The sequence below is a fragment of the Mycolicibacterium sediminis genome (assembly GCF_010731735.1).
GTDB classification, from domain to species: Bacteria; Actinomycetota; Actinomycetes; order Mycobacteriales; family Mycobacteriaceae; genus Mycobacterium; species Mycobacterium sediminis.
Genome location: NZ_AP022588.1, coordinates 1,224,562 through 1,238,944 on the forward strand (window position 1 = coordinate 1,224,562; position 14,383 = coordinate 1,238,944).

The window sequence follows — 14,383 nt, forward strand, 5'->3', positions numbered from 1 at the left end:
TTGTGATCAGGCGCGGAGGCACCTCGGTGTTTCACCCCGAGCTTCGCCGTCACGCCCGGCTTCTGCCACGAACTTTGGTCACCCCCCTGACGGTACGAGCGTTCCGCGCCGTCCCCGCGCGACGACGACGTCCGTCGCGGGACGTTGAGATCGTGACGCTGCCGTCGGGCATCAGTCTCCGGGTGCACCGCCCACCCCAGGGTGGTGACGGCAGCGGCTTGTTGTGGGTGCACGGCGGCGGCTATGTACTCGGAAACGCGGCCATGGACGACGGTTGGTGTCGTCGGCTGACCCGCGAACTCGAGACGACCGTGGTGGCCGTGGACTATAGATTGGCCCCTTCGCACCCCTTCCCGGCACCTCTTGATGACTGTTACGACGCATTGCGCTGGACCGCCACCCAGCCGGCCATCGACTCGGCGCGAATCGCGGTCGCCGGAGCCAGTGCAGGCGGCGGCTTGGCTGCCGCGCTGGCGTTGCTGGCCCGTGATCGAGGCGAAATAGTCTTGGCGGCACAGGTTCTGGTGTATCCAATGCTCGACGACCGCACCGCCGACCGACACGACGCCGATGCCGCGCACCGGCGGCTGTGGAACAACTCGAGTAACCGGCTGGGCTGGAGTGCGTACCTCGGTGGCGCCGATCCGAGTACTGCTGTGCCGGCCCGGAGGGTCGACTTGCGTGGGCTGCCAGCAACGTGGGTCGGCGTGGGGACGCTCGACGTGCTCTACGCAGAATCCATGGCCTACGCGCACCGCTTGCGAGCCGCCGAGGTGAACTGCGAACTGGAGGTTGTGTCAGGTGGCTTCCATGGCTTCGACGCGGTCGCACCCAAAACAGCTGTAACGGCTGACTTTCTGCGAAGTCAGCGGGAATTCCTGCATCGCGCGCTTGCCAGCCGTTGACCCTGCTTGTCATTCGCCTGTTCCCGGCGAGGTGTAGGTCGCGCCGTCGAGGACCGTGGTGAGTGTGCCGGTGACCGTCGCCCTGCCACCTCGGGACGACGGCGGGGTGATGACGAAGCCTGACGGCTCGCTGCTCTTCCTGAACCCGGAGTGCCGCCCTGAAAGTCTCAGGTCGGCGTGCCGAATGTAGGGGGCCGACGTCGCCGATTCGGTGCCATCGATGACGTTGACACCATCGTCGCTGAAGTTGGTATACGTGACGTCGATCTGCGCGATGCTCCTGCCGTCGGCGGATTCGGCGAGCACGACTCGGGCGGCGCCAGACATTCTTCCCTTCAAGGTGTAGGCACCCGGCCGCACGCTCGGCCGCGTCGGTAACGGCAAGCCGGGTTCGTAGCGGACCGCCCACGGAATCTCACTTCGGAATGAAGTCGGCCCCTGATGCACCTGCGGTCGGCGGTCGGTCAGTTCGGCCATCATCAATCGCGTCTTGCGGCCGCCCGGTTCCGTCGATTGCGGGCATGTGGACGCTGTTCGCTGTCCACGACCGCACGCTGGCGGTTCCACCATCGCCTGCCAGTACACGATGCGCGTGCCGTCTGGAGACCACGTCGGGTCGGCGCGCCCATTCCACAGCGGATCGCAGATGCTGCCGCTGCCCGGGGTGGGGTCGTCGCACGCATTCAGTTGCCGGTCCGCAACGGCACTGGCGCCACCGTTATTCGCGAGGTAGGGCTGAAAGAAGCGCCGGTTGCCGTTGTTGTACAGAAATTGCACCGCGCCGACGTTCACGATGTCGATCAACGGCGGAATTCCGGGGAGTGCGCCGGCGAAGTTCATTCGGTCATTGACCCGACCGTCCATGTAGACCACCCATCTGCCGTCAGGGGACATGTCGGCGGGGTCGGTATAGGCCGGGTTCTGTGTCCATCGGTGCGACGCGGCGCTCGCCAGATCTGTGGTGAAGAGGTCGAAGTTGCCCGAATCCATGGTCCCGATGCCCAGGGCGGAGTTGCCATCATCGGTGAAACCGCGGAGTTCGCCGATCACCGCGGTGGGTTCGTTGCGTAGCAGTTCCGTCGAATTCTCCGGGTCGACGCTGAGCATCTGCTTCCGCGGGTCGGTGTCGACGAGGTAGCGAACTTCTTCTAGGACGTATCGGTCGCCCGCGGCGTCGAAGCGCATGCGGCAGAAGACGGGCAATTGGTCCAGGTAGACGTCACCGGCCATCACGGGTTCACTGAAGCCCAGGTGAGCGTCGTCAGGGTGCAGTCGTAGCTCGCGCATCGGCCCGCCAGCGCGATACGCCGCAATGGGATAGATCTTGGCTGTCCCTGCAGTGCAGGCGTCGTCGACGATCCTGTGTGGTCCACAGTCGAGGACGTTCGTACCGAGCAGAACGCGTTTACCATCCCGGAACGCTTGCGGATGATCAACGATGAGACCGCCCGCGTCCTGCGGTGCTTCAGCATTTCTGTTGGCGCCGAATGTATCCGGCACTCCGCAGGTGATGCACTTCCACGCGTCCCCGTTAGAGAACGACGTGGCGTCGGTCTTGATAACGATGACCTGGTCACCGGAGTACACGTGCGCCGGATTGGGCGCATCCGGGGCGCCCGCGAATCGGACCGGCAGCAACACGTGTGCCCCGTCCTTCATGTAGCCGGGCCCTTCTGCCAGACCGGCGGTCCCCGGATCCAGACAGCCGGTCCTGTTCTTACAGGAACCCGCGCGGAGGTTTGGCGCCGTCGGGGGCAGCGGGAGTCGGCTGATCGAAACGTTCTCGGCAGCAGCCGGATTGGTTGACGGCGACGGGGAGTCGCCGGCGGGCACTGGGGCAGGGCCGGCGCAGGCAGCCACCAGCAACACGGTGCCGAGCGCGAATGCGCGACAACACTTCACCAGCCTCACCAGTGGAACACCTTCCCTCGGCCACCGAACCATCATTTAAATTCCTAGGAATACATTAGCAGTGATGTAACCTGTACACATGGACCGGCAGCGGATGCACCGACTCGGTCGCCGCCTGGTCGAACTCTCGCGACAGGTTCACCTCGAGCCACAGGACGTCACACCCAGTCCCGCAGAAGAACTCATCTTGGGCGACGTCATGCTCTATCCGGGGAGCGCGGTGACGGACGTTGTCACCCGCACCGGCTTTACTCAAGGCTATGTGTCGAAATGTGTGGCCGCTCTGTCCGCGCAGGGCCTTCTGACCACCGGGGTAGACCCCAAAGACCGACGGCGCACCGTTATCGAACCCAGCACGATGCTCGTGACCGCCTCCCAGAGTCGGACACCGCCGCTGTCCGAAGTTCTCTCCGATGCGCTCGGTGATGATGCATCCCCGACGAATGTGATGGCGATGCTCGACGAGCTGGCCGATTTACTGTTGCGATGACGGCCGGCCTTAGCCCGGACCGCGCCATCTCGTTCTCACTTCGATCACGGTCTCCTACGGAGCGATGCTTCGTGACGTCAGCCGGCGCGGTTCTCCCCGAGCAGTGTCGCAGCAGATTCAGAGCATGGCGTGCAGCTACGCCGAGGGCTCGAACTCGATGTGCAGTTCGGTGAGACCGCGCAGCAGGAACGTCGGCTCGTAGGCATAGCGACGGTCGTCTGCAGGACCGTGGTTCGTCTCGTCGATCCTGATGTCGCGCATGCGATCCAGAAGTCGGCGAACGGTGATCTGGCCTTCCACCCGAGCCAACGGCGCACCGGCGCACGTATGGATACCACGGCCAAAGGCAATGTGCTCGCGGACGTTCTTGCGATCCGGCCGGAACTCGTGAGGGTTCTCGAACTTGCGCGGATCGCGGTTCGCAGCACCCAGGCACAGCATGACGATGGTACCGGCGGCGAGGTGCATGCCCCCGAGCGTGGTGGTCTTGCGGACCAGCCGAAAGTCGATCTTCGTCGGCGAGTGCATCCGCAAGGCTTCCTCGATGAAGGTCGGAATTCGATCCGGCTTCTCGCGCAACATCTGCTGATACTCAGGCCGGTCACCCAAGGTCTGTACCGCGGCACTGAGGAGCTTCGTGACCGTCTCCTGCCCCGCCGCGAACAGAAACGTGGCCGGTTTGGCGACTTCGATCAACTCCGGTGTCGAGCCATCGGGATAGACCGCAGCGGCCATCCCGGAAAGGACATCGTCCTGCGGTTCGCGGCGTCGTTCCGCGAGGTAACCCACGAACCTGTCGTCCAGGTACTTCAGCGGGTCCAGACCCACCGGCTCCCCGTCGAGGGCACCGACGCGGTTGCCATCCGGACGCTCAGCTCCCAGCGCCGCCAGGAACTCGGGACGGTCGGCCTCGGGAACGCCCAGCAGGTCGATGATGGCCGAGGTGGCGAATGGTTTTGCGTACTCGCTCAAGAATTCGCAACGGCCGCGTTCGATGAACTGGTCGATCTGACGATCGACCAGCCGCCACATGTACTCCTCGTTCTCCTTGAGGCGTCGAGGCGTGAGCAACTTACTGAGCAACGACCGCGCCTTCTCGTGGGCCGGCGGGTCCATGACGACCATGTGCTCGTAAATCGGGAACAGGTGGCGGTGTGCCTCGATCTGATTGGTGATGTCGTCGCCCTCGGGCACGAACGGCAGTGGCGGGAATGGTCCGCCGATGGCGTTGACCGCCGAGAACGAGTCGTGGTCTTTGAACGCCGCCATGACTTCCTGGTAACCCGTCACCGCCACGACGTCGTGGTGCGGTTCCCTGACGACCGGGCCCTGCTCACGCAGATAATCCCAATACTCGTATGGGCTCTGACTGACTGCCGGATCGGAGAAGAAATCGACTGCTGCGAGGTCCGTCATGGAGGGCTGGCCTTTCGGTCAAGAGATCGGCTGATGTGATCGGTGAGGATGGTTACTGGTCTTCGACCACGGTGATCGCCCCGCGCGGGCACGCGTCCACGGCGGCCGCGACTTGATCCCAGAGCTTCTCGGACGGCCGTTCCGAACAGGTGGCGACGTCGCCGTCGGTCACGTCGAACACGTCGGGTGCGGAGTGGACACAGAGTGCGTGGCCCTCGCACATGTGCGGGTCAACCAGCACCTTGCGGCGGACCGTCATCGTCCTTGGTTCGGACGAGGCGAGGAAGTGAGTGGGTTTGATCGAGTTCTCCACACCGGCCATGCCTCCAGTTGCATTCGGGTCGGCCTGGCAGGAAGGGCCGCGTTCTGGTCGATCGATCAGCTGTTAGAATGCGCCATGCTTACCAGAACGCGCGCGAGGTGGTCAAGCATGTGTCACGTCGGGCTGAGCTGATGGCGACGGCACGTAAGGCGAAGCCCGCCGACGCCGGGGCCCGGCAGCGTCTGATCGAGGCGACAGCCAAGATCATGCGCGACGAGGGCTACGCGGCGGCGACCTCACGACGCGTTGCAGCGTCGGCGGGCGTCAAGCAGGCACTGGTCTACTACTACTTTCCGACGATGGACGATCTGTTCGTCGAGGTCTTGCGCACCGGAGCCGAAGCCTCGCTGCACAACATGCGCGCCTCGCTCACCGACGCCGACCCGATACGCGCGTTGTGGTTGATCAACAGCGACCTTCGACTGACCGGCCTGAATACCGAATTCATGGCGTTGGCGAACCATCGCAAGGCAATTGGAGCTGAACTCAAGGTCTACGCCGAGCGGGTCCGCGACATCGAGACAGCCGCCGTCGCGGTGGCGCTGCGCGGCCGTGGAGTCGACCTCGACGCGTATCCCGCAGTGGCGATTTCCATGCTGATCGCTCAGACCGCCCGCAGCTTGTGCAACGAGAGCGCGGTCGGCGTCACACTCGGCCACGACGAACTGCGCGGCCTAGTGGAGCGCCAGATAAGCCTGCTGGTGGACGCCGTTTCGTCAACCCCATCTGCGACACCGCAGCCGTAGTCGTCGGCCGTGCTCAGCCGCCGGCGTGATCCGGGGCGTCCGCTTCCGACACCGCCACGTGGTTGACAGTGATCGTCATCAGTGCAAGCATTCCTGATCGATCGATAAGTATTAGCCACGCGGCGGCGCCGGCCGGGAATGACCGTCCGAGCGCCAGAGACAACGAGGTGTAGACATGGGCGGGCGACTCGAAGGCAAAGTGGCGTTCATTACCGGCGCGGCGCGAGGTCAGGGCCGCAGCCACGCGGTGCGCCTGGCTGAGGAAGGCGCCGACATCATTGCCGTCGACGTGTGCAAGCAGATCAGTTCGGAGAGCCAGATCTCGTCGGCTTCGCCCGAGGACCTGGCCGAGACCGCCGATCTGGTGAAGGGTCTCAACCGCCGCATCGTGACCGCCGAGGTGGATGTCCGCGACTACGACGTGCTGAAAGCCGCCGTCGACAGCGGTGTGGAGCAACTCGGACGCTTGGACGTCATCGTGGCCAACGCCGGAATCGGCAACGGCGGTCAGACTTTGGACAAGACCAGTGAGACCGACTGGGACGACATGATCGCCGTCAACCTCTCGGGTGTCTGGAAGACGGTGAAGGCGGCCGTCCCGCACATGCTTTCCGGCGGCAACGGCGGTTCCATCATCCTCACCAGCTCGGTGGGCGGCCTGAAGCCCTACGCCCATACCGGCCACTACATCGCCGCCAAACACGGTGTGATTGGACTGATGAGGACCTTCGCGGTGGAGCTGGGCCAACATTCGATCCGAGTCAACGCGGTATGTCCCACCAACGTGAACACGCCCCTGTTCATGAACGAAGGCACGATGAAGCTGTTCCGTCCCGACCTGGAGAGCCCCGGTCCGGAGGATCTTGCCGTGGCCGCTCAGTTCATGCACGTGTTGCCGATCGGTTGGGTCGAACCCGTTGATGTCAGTAATGCCGTGTTGTTCCTGGCTTCCGACGAGTCGCGTTACATCACCGGGCTCCCCATGACCGTTGACGCCGGCAGCATGCTCAAGTAGTTCTGCGGATGCAGAATTGTCGTTGCGGCCCCGGTATGTCACGACGCGCGACACAAGCGAGTTCCACGCCTGTGTCGACTCCGCGCTCGCCAGCGGCGAGGATTTCACCCAGCCACGTCAGGAACTGATGACCGAGTACTGCTGGAGGCGTGTGGGACTGGGCGCGTTCGTCGTTCCGGCAAAGTTTGCGCATGGGTCGTGCCAGGTGTGATTGACGGTGCTGAACCGGCCCAGTCGGGCGAGCGAGCCGACGGGACTGCCCCCAGTTCAGTTGACTGGTGGTGACGGTGGGTGGACCGGCCGCCTGACACCACGGCAGTCCACGCCGTGGTGTGCCTCTGGCGCCGGCTCGAAGCGATGACGGCGTCTTGGTCGTCCTCGGCAAGCCCACAGTCGCGCGTGGAAACGTGGCGCTCCGGACAAGTCCATCGGGTGTCGAATCGGTCTTCTTCCCAATGCTGTTCGCTGACGAGGTTGCTGCTAGGCGACGACTGGCATGATTTCCTCGGCGATCCACTGCGTGTAGTCGAAGTACTCATCGACATGGTTGAGCGGCGGAATGGACACCGCGCTCATCGTCACGCCAAGCTCGTTGAGTTGCCCCAGGTTGTCGATGATCTGCTCTCGGCTCCGGCCAGGCTGCACATTGGGATCGTCGACGGCGACGTGGCCCTCACCGACCCGGCCAGTGGACAGGCCGTAGAAGACGTCCGTCAGAGTGCCGTTGTAGTCAGGTTGTGACTTGATGAAGTCGATGCGGGCGGGAATCTCGTGCGGCTTTGTCAGGAAGGGCCACCATCCGGTGCCGTACCGCGCGGTGCGCCTGAGGACGGCGTCGGCGTCACCACCGAACCAGATCGGAAGGTGTGGTCGCTGCACGCATTTCGGTTCGAAGGCTACCTCGCGGAAGGAGACGTACCTGCCGTCGAACTCGGGGTTGTCGCTGGTCCAGAGTTCGATGATCGCTTGCGTGTATTCCTCTGCCATAACTCCTCTGTCGGTGAACGGCACGCCCAAGAGGTCGAATTCCTCCTTGAGCCAGCCGACACCGAAGGTGACGGTCACCCTGCCACTGGACAGCCAGTCCATCGTCGAGAGTGCCTTGGCGGTGATGATGGGGTTCTGGACGGGCAGCATGGCGACGCAGCTGTTCACCCTGATCGATTGTGTCGCACCGGCGAGATAGGCCATGGCACTAAAGGCGTTGAAGTAGTGCGGGCCGGAAAGGTCGACGTGAGAACGCGGTATGACTTGGTGCTCGGGGACTGCGATCATCGCGAAGCCGAGATCATCAGCATATTGTGCAAGGCGCGTCTGGTCGGCGCCTGTCACCGCGGCCTCCCACGGCATCGTCATCGCCGGCAGCCGGAGCATGTGCGGCAGGGCAAATCCGAGTTTCATCGCCGACGGCTCGTGGCTTGCAGGATCGGGATGAGGCTCACCGCGGTTGTAGGGCCGCTCATTGTCCACGGGTGGCGGGCAAGCTGGCTCACGCCGGCATGCCGATCGTCTTGCCTTCCAGGTACTCCTGGTAACCCTCGGCGCCGTTGCGGCGACCCAACCCGCTCTGCTTGGTACCGCCGAACGGGCTGGTGATGCCGAAGTGGCTCTTGCCGTTGATGCTGACGTTGCCGGTACGCATGCGGGTTGCCACCGCGAACGCGCGTTCGACGTCCTCGCCGCTGACCTCCCCAGACAACCCGTAAATGGAGTTGTTGGCGATTGCGACGGCCTCGTCGTCCGAGTCGTACGCCGTGACCGTCAGCACTGGACCAAAGATTTCCTCCTGCGCCACCCGCGAATCGGGGTCGACGTCGGCGAGCAGGGTCGGCTGCACGTAGTACCCGACCGGCAGGTGCTCGGGGATGCCGCCGCCGGTGACCAGCCGCGCGCCGGACTCGATGCCCGAGGCGATGAGCCCCAACACCTTCCGCCGCTGCCCGTCGCTGATCTGCGGGCCCTGCATGTTTCCCGGATCCCACGGGTCGCCGTAGGGAAAGTTCTCCATGCTGGTCTTGAGGATCTCGATGCCCTCGTCATATCTTCTGCGGGGCAGCAGGATCCGGCTGGGCAGGATGCAGGACTGGCCGGACATGACGCACGCCATCATCGCGGCCAGCGGCAGGGCGGAGTTGAAATCGGCGTCGTCGAGGACGATGTGCGCGGACTTGCCGCCAAGCTCCAGGAGCGTCTTCTTGACGGTCGCCGCGCCGGCCGCCAGGATGGCCCGCCCCGTGGCCGTGGATCCGGTGAAGGTGATCATGTCCACCCGAGGGTCTGCCGACAGCGCGCCGCCTACTTCGTTGGCACTGGACACCACGACGTTGAACACCCCCGGAGGGATGTCGGTCTCCTCGGCCACGATGCGGCCGTATTCGCTGCCCGACCACGGCGTCAGCTGCGCGGGCTTCAGCACGACCGTGTTGCCTGCCATCAACGCGGGCACCGTTTCGGCGATATTCAGGTAAAACGGCACGTTCCAGGGCGTGATCGCGCCAACGACACCGACGGGCTCGTAGTGAATCTTGCGCCGTGCCGGCCCCATCGGAGTGTCGTGCATCCCGGTGTCGACGAGGTACTCGAAGGCCTTACCGTGCTCGGCCCAATGCTTTACCTCATCGATCGGGCTGTCGATCTGGCTGCCCGACACCGAGACCGGACAGCCCACCTCGGTGACGAGCACCCGCCGCAGTCGATCCTGGTTGCGCTCCAGCGCGTCGTGCAGTTGCGTCAGGCAGTGATAGCGGAATTCCAGGTCACGCGACCAGTCCGACTCATCGAACGCGCGCCGCGCTGCGCCAACTGCCCGCGCCATGTCGTCGACCGTGCCGTCGGTGGCCTGCCCGGCCACTTGCTCATTGGCCGGATCAATTACGTCGAATTTGGCTCCGCTGGCGGTGTGTCGAAGTTCGCCATCGATGAGCATCCGCTCGTCACCGGCCAGCACCCCCGCGCCAGTCTGCACGTTCGTCACTGGAAACCCCTTCTTCGCGCGGCGCTGTGTAGTCCGTCATGGGCCGCCGACAAACCCCAACGAAGTGCGCCCTCTGCACACTACTATCGTAGTGTCGCGACGGGAAGGTTCGAATTTTCGCCTCTTCACCGTGTTGTGGCGGCTGCCCGATCTCCACGCCTGTATCGCGGGTCGATCACCGGCGGGCGGAAAGGCCGCTGACAATAGCCGACATGATGCCATCCAGCTGCTCAGCACTCTCAATGGTGTTGTCTCCATGAGCGATCGCGGTCATGAGTCCTCCAATGAAGGTTTGCAGGACGTATGCCTGCTCGTCGATGTGGGCGGGTTCGATCTCCGCTCCGGAAGGTTGCAGTCGGAGCACGACGTCACGATGCAGCGCGAGGAACAACTCGCCGCTGTGACGGAACGCCTCCGCGAGGGTGACATCGCGATGTGACTGCAGCACGAGTTCCAATCGGGCCCTACTCCTGATCAGCGGCGGTCCTGTCGAGGAACGCATGATGAGCCTTGCGAGTCCGGACACCCCCGACGTCTCGCCATCGCCAGCGGCAGGAGAAGCGGCCGTGGCGATGGTGAGTTCCTCCAGGTCGAGTGCCGCGACTCGCGCTGCGACGGCGTGGACCAGAGCCGCGAGGGTGCGGAAGTTGAAGGATGTGGTGCCGTCGGGCACTCCCGCTGCCCGATCGACCTTCCGATGACTGAGCCCCTTGATGCCGTCTTCGGCCAACAGCGTTATTGCTGCGTCGCATAGTTCGAGTCGACGCTGTTCCGGATCGGGTTTTCGTCGCATTGGTGTCCGAAGTCTAGTGCTGTCAGCACGTATGGCTGGGAGTTGCCGCGCATTCCAGGGGTGGGACGGCCATTCGAAAGCGATCGCAGAAAACGCAGAGACTACTGAACACCGCCACGGACCCTTACACTACTTTCGTAGTGTCGACGCGGGGTGTAGATCGAAGGGAATGCGATGACCTCTAGGTCGCTCAGCGAGGTTCAGCCCGCCTCGAAAGCCAGCGGGAAGATCCGGTGACACTGCAACTGAACGTTTCCGGACGTCGCGTCGCGATCACCGGCGCCGGGCAGGGCGTCGGGCGCGGCCTTGCCCTCGCTTTTGCCGCGGCGGGTGCCGAGGTTCTGATCAACGATCTGCGGGGCGAGCGTGCAGACAGTGTCGTCGAGGAGGTACTGGCGGCGGGAGGAACGGCGAGCGCGCTGCCGTTCGACGTTACGGACTACCAGGCCGTCACTGATGCTTTCGCCACGGCCGGCACCGTGGATGTTCTGGTCAATAATGCCGGAAACGCAGGCGCCGATGGCTTCCTCACTGGGCGCAGATTCGCTGCAACCGAACCGGTCGATTGGGAGCCCTTCCTCCGCGTGAATCTGTATGGCGTCCTCCACTGCTCCCGTGCCGCACTTCCCGCGATGGTCGATCGGGGCTGGGGGCGCATCATCACGATCGTCTCGGATGCGGGCCGCACCGGAGATCCGAACTCGGCTGCGTACGCGACGGCCAAGGCCGGAGCCGCCGGATTCACGCGCTCGATCGCGGTGGAGATGGGGCGTTATGGCATCACGGCCAACAACATCGCCCTCGGAACGATGCGGACACCGCTGACCGAGCCGTTGTGGAGTCAGCCGGATGCCCCACAAGCGAAAGCAATTCTGCGCAACTACGCCATCCGGCGCCCCGGAATCGCAGACGACGTAACCCATCTCGCCGTCTTGCTGGCGAGCGAGCACGGTTCGTGGATCACCGGGCAAACCCTGCCAGTAAACGGCGGATTCTCCTTCGCCCTCTGATGTGTGCGGATCCACGTTATGACGTAGCCACGGCGGTGCTACTGATGACAATTCGTCGAACGCCGAATGAGAAATTCTAGAAGCTATGCGAATAGGTCGCGTTCATATCGCACAGAGCAGCAGAGCCGTCTGATACTGGCGACAGTGATCAGGTTGTCCGGAATCAAGAACCGCTTGCTCGCGGGGTCCATCCATGGTCATTGCCCGGGGTTCGACTCTCTAACTAGCCAAACGAGACCGCGATCGTCACGGCCAGTTGCTCGAACGCGCGCTGGTGACGAGGCTCGTCACCCCGCTGACGGGTCAAGCGAACAGCTCAGCTGTCCTGTCATCTGTACTTGCTCTCTCGGCCAAAAGGTCGTGTTGGCGCACTAGAGGCCACCCTGCAAAGCGGTGGATTCCCACTTCAATGTCCAATTGGACATCGTGTGGACATTTGGAATGAGAATTGGACATAAAGTTTGAGAAGCCACATCAATTACCCGCCGTGCGCCATGTTCGTGAACCGCGACAGGTGCAGCTGGTGAGCGACGGTGATCGTCTTCGTCGGCCCCGCACGGTGTTTCGCGATGATGAGGTCGGCCTCGCCGCCACGCGGGTCGTCGCGCTCGAACGCGTCGGGGCGGTGCAGCAGGATCACCATGTCCGAGTCCTGCTCGATCGATCCCGACTCGCGGAGGTCGGCGAGCATCGGCTTCTTGTCGGTGCGCTGCTCGGGACCACGGTTCAGCTGGCTCATCGCGATCACCGGGACCTCGAGTTCCTTGGCCAAAAGCTTGATCTGCCTGGAGAACTCGGACACTTCCTGCTGGCGGGACTCGACCTTCTTGCCCGACGTCATCAGCTGCAGGTAGTCGATGACGACGAGCCGTAGGTCGGTCTTCTGCGCCAGCCGGCGCGCCTTCGCGCGGATCTCCATCATCGTCAGGTTCGGCGAATCGTCGATGTAGAGCGGCGCCTCGCTGATCTCACTCATGCGGCGCGCGAGCTTGGTCCAGTCGTCGTCGCTCATCCGGCCCGACCGCATGTCGGCCAGCTTGATCTTCGCCTCCGCCGAGAGCAGGCGCATGACGATCTCGGTCTTGCTCATCTCGAGCGAGAACAGGATGCTCGTCTGCCGGTTCTTGATCGAGCACGACCGCAGGAAGTCCAGGCCCAGCGTCGAGTTGTGCGTCGGGATCATGCCCTCGCCGGCGAGGTACAGGTGCGACTCGTTGTCGACCTGGATGCACCGCACCGGCACGCTGTCGACCTGCCGCACCCACGCGACGTACACCGGGGGCGCCAGCAGCGCCGTCCGACGACCGGACCCGCCGGGCGGCGTCGCCGGGATCATCCGGTCGGCACCGCCACGCAGCTCGACCGTCGTCCTGATCCCCGACTCGGTGGGCCACTGGTGCTCCGCGTCGGCGACGATGAACGTGCCGTCGGAGAACTCGACCTCGTAGCAGGGCCGCCCGTACATGACCTCGGTCGCCGCGACCACCCGCGTGGGCTGGCCGTCCGCGCCGACCACGTAGTCGTCGACCCGGACCTCGCCCATCGTGGTCCAGCCCGTGGGCGTCGGCAGCGGCGTGCCGAGTTCGAGTGCCTTGCCCATGCCGGGACGCGCGGCGATGACGATCATCTGTCCGGGCTGCAGACCGTTCGTGCACTCGTCGAGATCGGTGAATCCCGTCGGCACACCACGGGCGACGCCGCCCTGCGAGGCGATCGCGTCGATCTCGTCCATCGTCGGCTGCAGCATCGCCTCGAGCGGCACGAAGTCCTCGGACGTACGTCCCTCGGTGACGTTGTAGATCTCGGACTGGGCCCGGTCGACCACGTCGGCCACGTCCGCGCCGTCAGCGCCCGCGTAGCCGTACTGCACCACGCGCGTGCCGGCCTCCACGAGGCGCCGCAGCAGTGACTTCTCCGCGACGATGCCCGCATAGAACCCGGCGTTGGCCGCGGTCGGCACGGTCGAGATCAGCGTGTGCAGGTAGGGGTATCCGCCGATCCGCTTGAGCAGACTGCGCCGCTCGAGTTCGGCGGCGACGGTGACCGCGTCGGCGGGCTCGCCCCGGCTGTAGAGGTCGAGGATGACGTCGTAGACGTTCTGGTGGGCGGGGCGGTAGAAGTCGCCGGGCCGGAGCTTCTCCAGCACGTCGGCGATCGCGTCCTTCGACAGCAGCATGCCGCCGAGGACGGACTGCTCGGCGGCCATGTCCTGGGGCGGCTGCCGCCCGTAGTCCTCCCCCGTCGGCGGTGCATCGGCATTCGAACGACCCAGGTCATCAACGACGGCCACTAGGCGTCCCACCTCCCCTTGCCAAAGTCGAACACTGCCGGCATCGAACACGCATTCGACGTCACTCGCCCGCGACGATAGGACGACCCACCGACAACCGCGTCGTCGCGATCGGAGGATGGCCGACCCCGAGGGCCCCCACCGACGCCACCGAGGCGGCGCCGGGGCACAACGTTAGACGTTGCTGAACCCACCGCAAGGCAGCCCTGTGGATGGACCTGGGGATGGCGTGTGGATAGACGAGGACAGCCATGTTGGGGCATTGGGGAGAACCTGTGCACAACTCACGCGGGTCGCGGAGTCATCGCAGTTCAGGGCTGTGCGAGAGGTCAGTACAACTGTGGATGCAAAGTCGTCGGCGTGTCGCCCTCAGGTAGCGATGCCGGGCGTGTTGCGTTGCCGGGACGAGCCGTCGAGGTTAACAGCAGATTGCTTCGCTGACGCCGGTTCGGACGCCGTAGTTCGCCACAAACACAGCAACGCCCGGGTGAAGATCAATCAAATCTCCACC

At 64.3% G+C, this 14,383-nt stretch carries 12 protein-coding genes; 5 read left to right on the top strand and 7 right to left on the bottom strand.

Going from position 1 to position 14,383, the window contains the following annotated elements:
- Positions 1-5: 5 nt before the first annotated feature.
- Positions 6-905, top strand: a complete 900-nt coding sequence (locus G6N64_RS06050) for an alpha/beta hydrolase (protein ID WP_163801474.1) — start codon at positions 6-8, stop codon at positions 903-905.
- Positions 906-914: 9 nt separating this feature from the next.
- Here G6N64_RS06050 and G6N64_RS06055 read toward each other — a convergent pair whose 3' ends face one another.
- The gene (locus tag G6N64_RS06055) at positions 915-2,816 is read right to left on the bottom strand and encodes a TolB family protein (protein WP_163796057.1); all 1,902 of its coding nucleotides are present in this window, start codon (positions 2,814-2,816) and stop codon (positions 915-917) included.
- A 79-nt stretch (positions 2,817-2,895) separates the two neighbouring features.
- On the opposite strand from G6N64_RS06055, the gene G6N64_RS06060 reads away from it, so the two are divergent.
- Positions 2,896-3,306 (top strand): MarR family transcriptional regulator, encoded by a 411-nt coding sequence (locus tag G6N64_RS06060; protein WP_163796058.1) that lies wholly within the window; start codon positions 2,896-2,898, stop codon positions 3,304-3,306.
- A gap of 135 nt (positions 3,307-3,441) precedes the next feature.
- Here the strand turns inward: G6N64_RS06060 and G6N64_RS06065 are convergent, their stop codons facing one another.
- The gene (locus tag G6N64_RS06065) at positions 3,442-4,722 is read right to left on the bottom strand and encodes a cytochrome P450 (RefSeq protein WP_163796059.1); all 1,281 of its coding nucleotides are present in this window, start codon (positions 4,720-4,722) and stop codon (positions 3,442-3,444) included.
- Positions 4,723-4,774: 52 nt separating this feature from the next.
- Entirely contained in the window at positions 4,775-5,044 is a 270-nt protein-coding gene (locus tag G6N64_RS06070; protein WP_409370744.1) for a ferredoxin, read from the bottom strand.
- Positions 5,045-5,175: 131 nt separating this feature from the next.
- On the opposite strand from G6N64_RS06070, the gene G6N64_RS06075 reads away from it, so the two are divergent.
- Entirely contained in the window at positions 5,176-5,790 is a 615-nt protein-coding gene (locus G6N64_RS06075) for a TetR/AcrR family transcriptional regulator (protein ID WP_163801476.1), read from the top strand.
- 175 nt (positions 5,791-5,965) lie between these two features.
- Entirely contained in the window at positions 5,966-6,805 is an 840-nt protein-coding gene (locus G6N64_RS06080; protein WP_163796060.1) for a mycofactocin-coupled SDR family oxidoreductase, read from the top strand.
- A gap of 480 nt (positions 6,806-7,285) precedes the next feature.
- Here the strand turns inward: G6N64_RS06080 and G6N64_RS06085 are convergent, their stop codons facing one another.
- The 3 genes from G6N64_RS06085 to G6N64_RS06095 form a co-directional block, all read right to left on the bottom strand.
- A complete protein-coding gene (locus tag G6N64_RS06085; protein WP_163801477.1) occupies positions 7,286-8,206 on the bottom strand; it encodes a TIGR03619 family F420-dependent LLM class oxidoreductase in 921 nt (306 codons plus the stop codon).
- 88 nt (positions 8,207-8,294) lie between these two features.
- Positions 8,295-9,779, bottom strand: coding sequence for an aldehyde dehydrogenase family protein (locus G6N64_RS06090; protein WP_163796061.1), 1,485 nt, complete (start codon positions 9,777-9,779; stop codon positions 8,295-8,297).
- Positions 9,780-9,954: 175 nt separating this feature from the next.
- Positions 9,955-10,509: a TetR/AcrR family transcriptional regulator gene (locus G6N64_RS06095; protein WP_246230980.1), complete on the bottom strand. Its 555-nt coding sequence runs from the start codon at positions 10,507-10,509 to the stop codon at positions 9,955-9,957.
- A 296-nt stretch (positions 10,510-10,805) separates the two neighbouring features.
- Between G6N64_RS06095 and G6N64_RS06100 the strand changes: the two genes are divergently transcribed.
- A complete protein-coding gene (locus G6N64_RS06100; RefSeq protein WP_163796063.1) occupies positions 10,806-11,582 on the top strand; it encodes an SDR family NAD(P)-dependent oxidoreductase in 777 nt (258 codons plus the stop codon).
- A gap of 478 nt (positions 11,583-12,060) precedes the next feature.
- Here the strand turns inward: G6N64_RS06100 and dnaB are convergent, their stop codons facing one another.
- Positions 12,061-13,872 (bottom strand): replicative DNA helicase, encoded by a 1,812-nt coding sequence (dnaB, locus tag G6N64_RS06105; protein ID WP_163796064.1) that lies wholly within the window; start codon positions 13,870-13,872, stop codon positions 12,061-12,063.
- Positions 13,873-14,383: the final 511 nt, after the last annotated feature.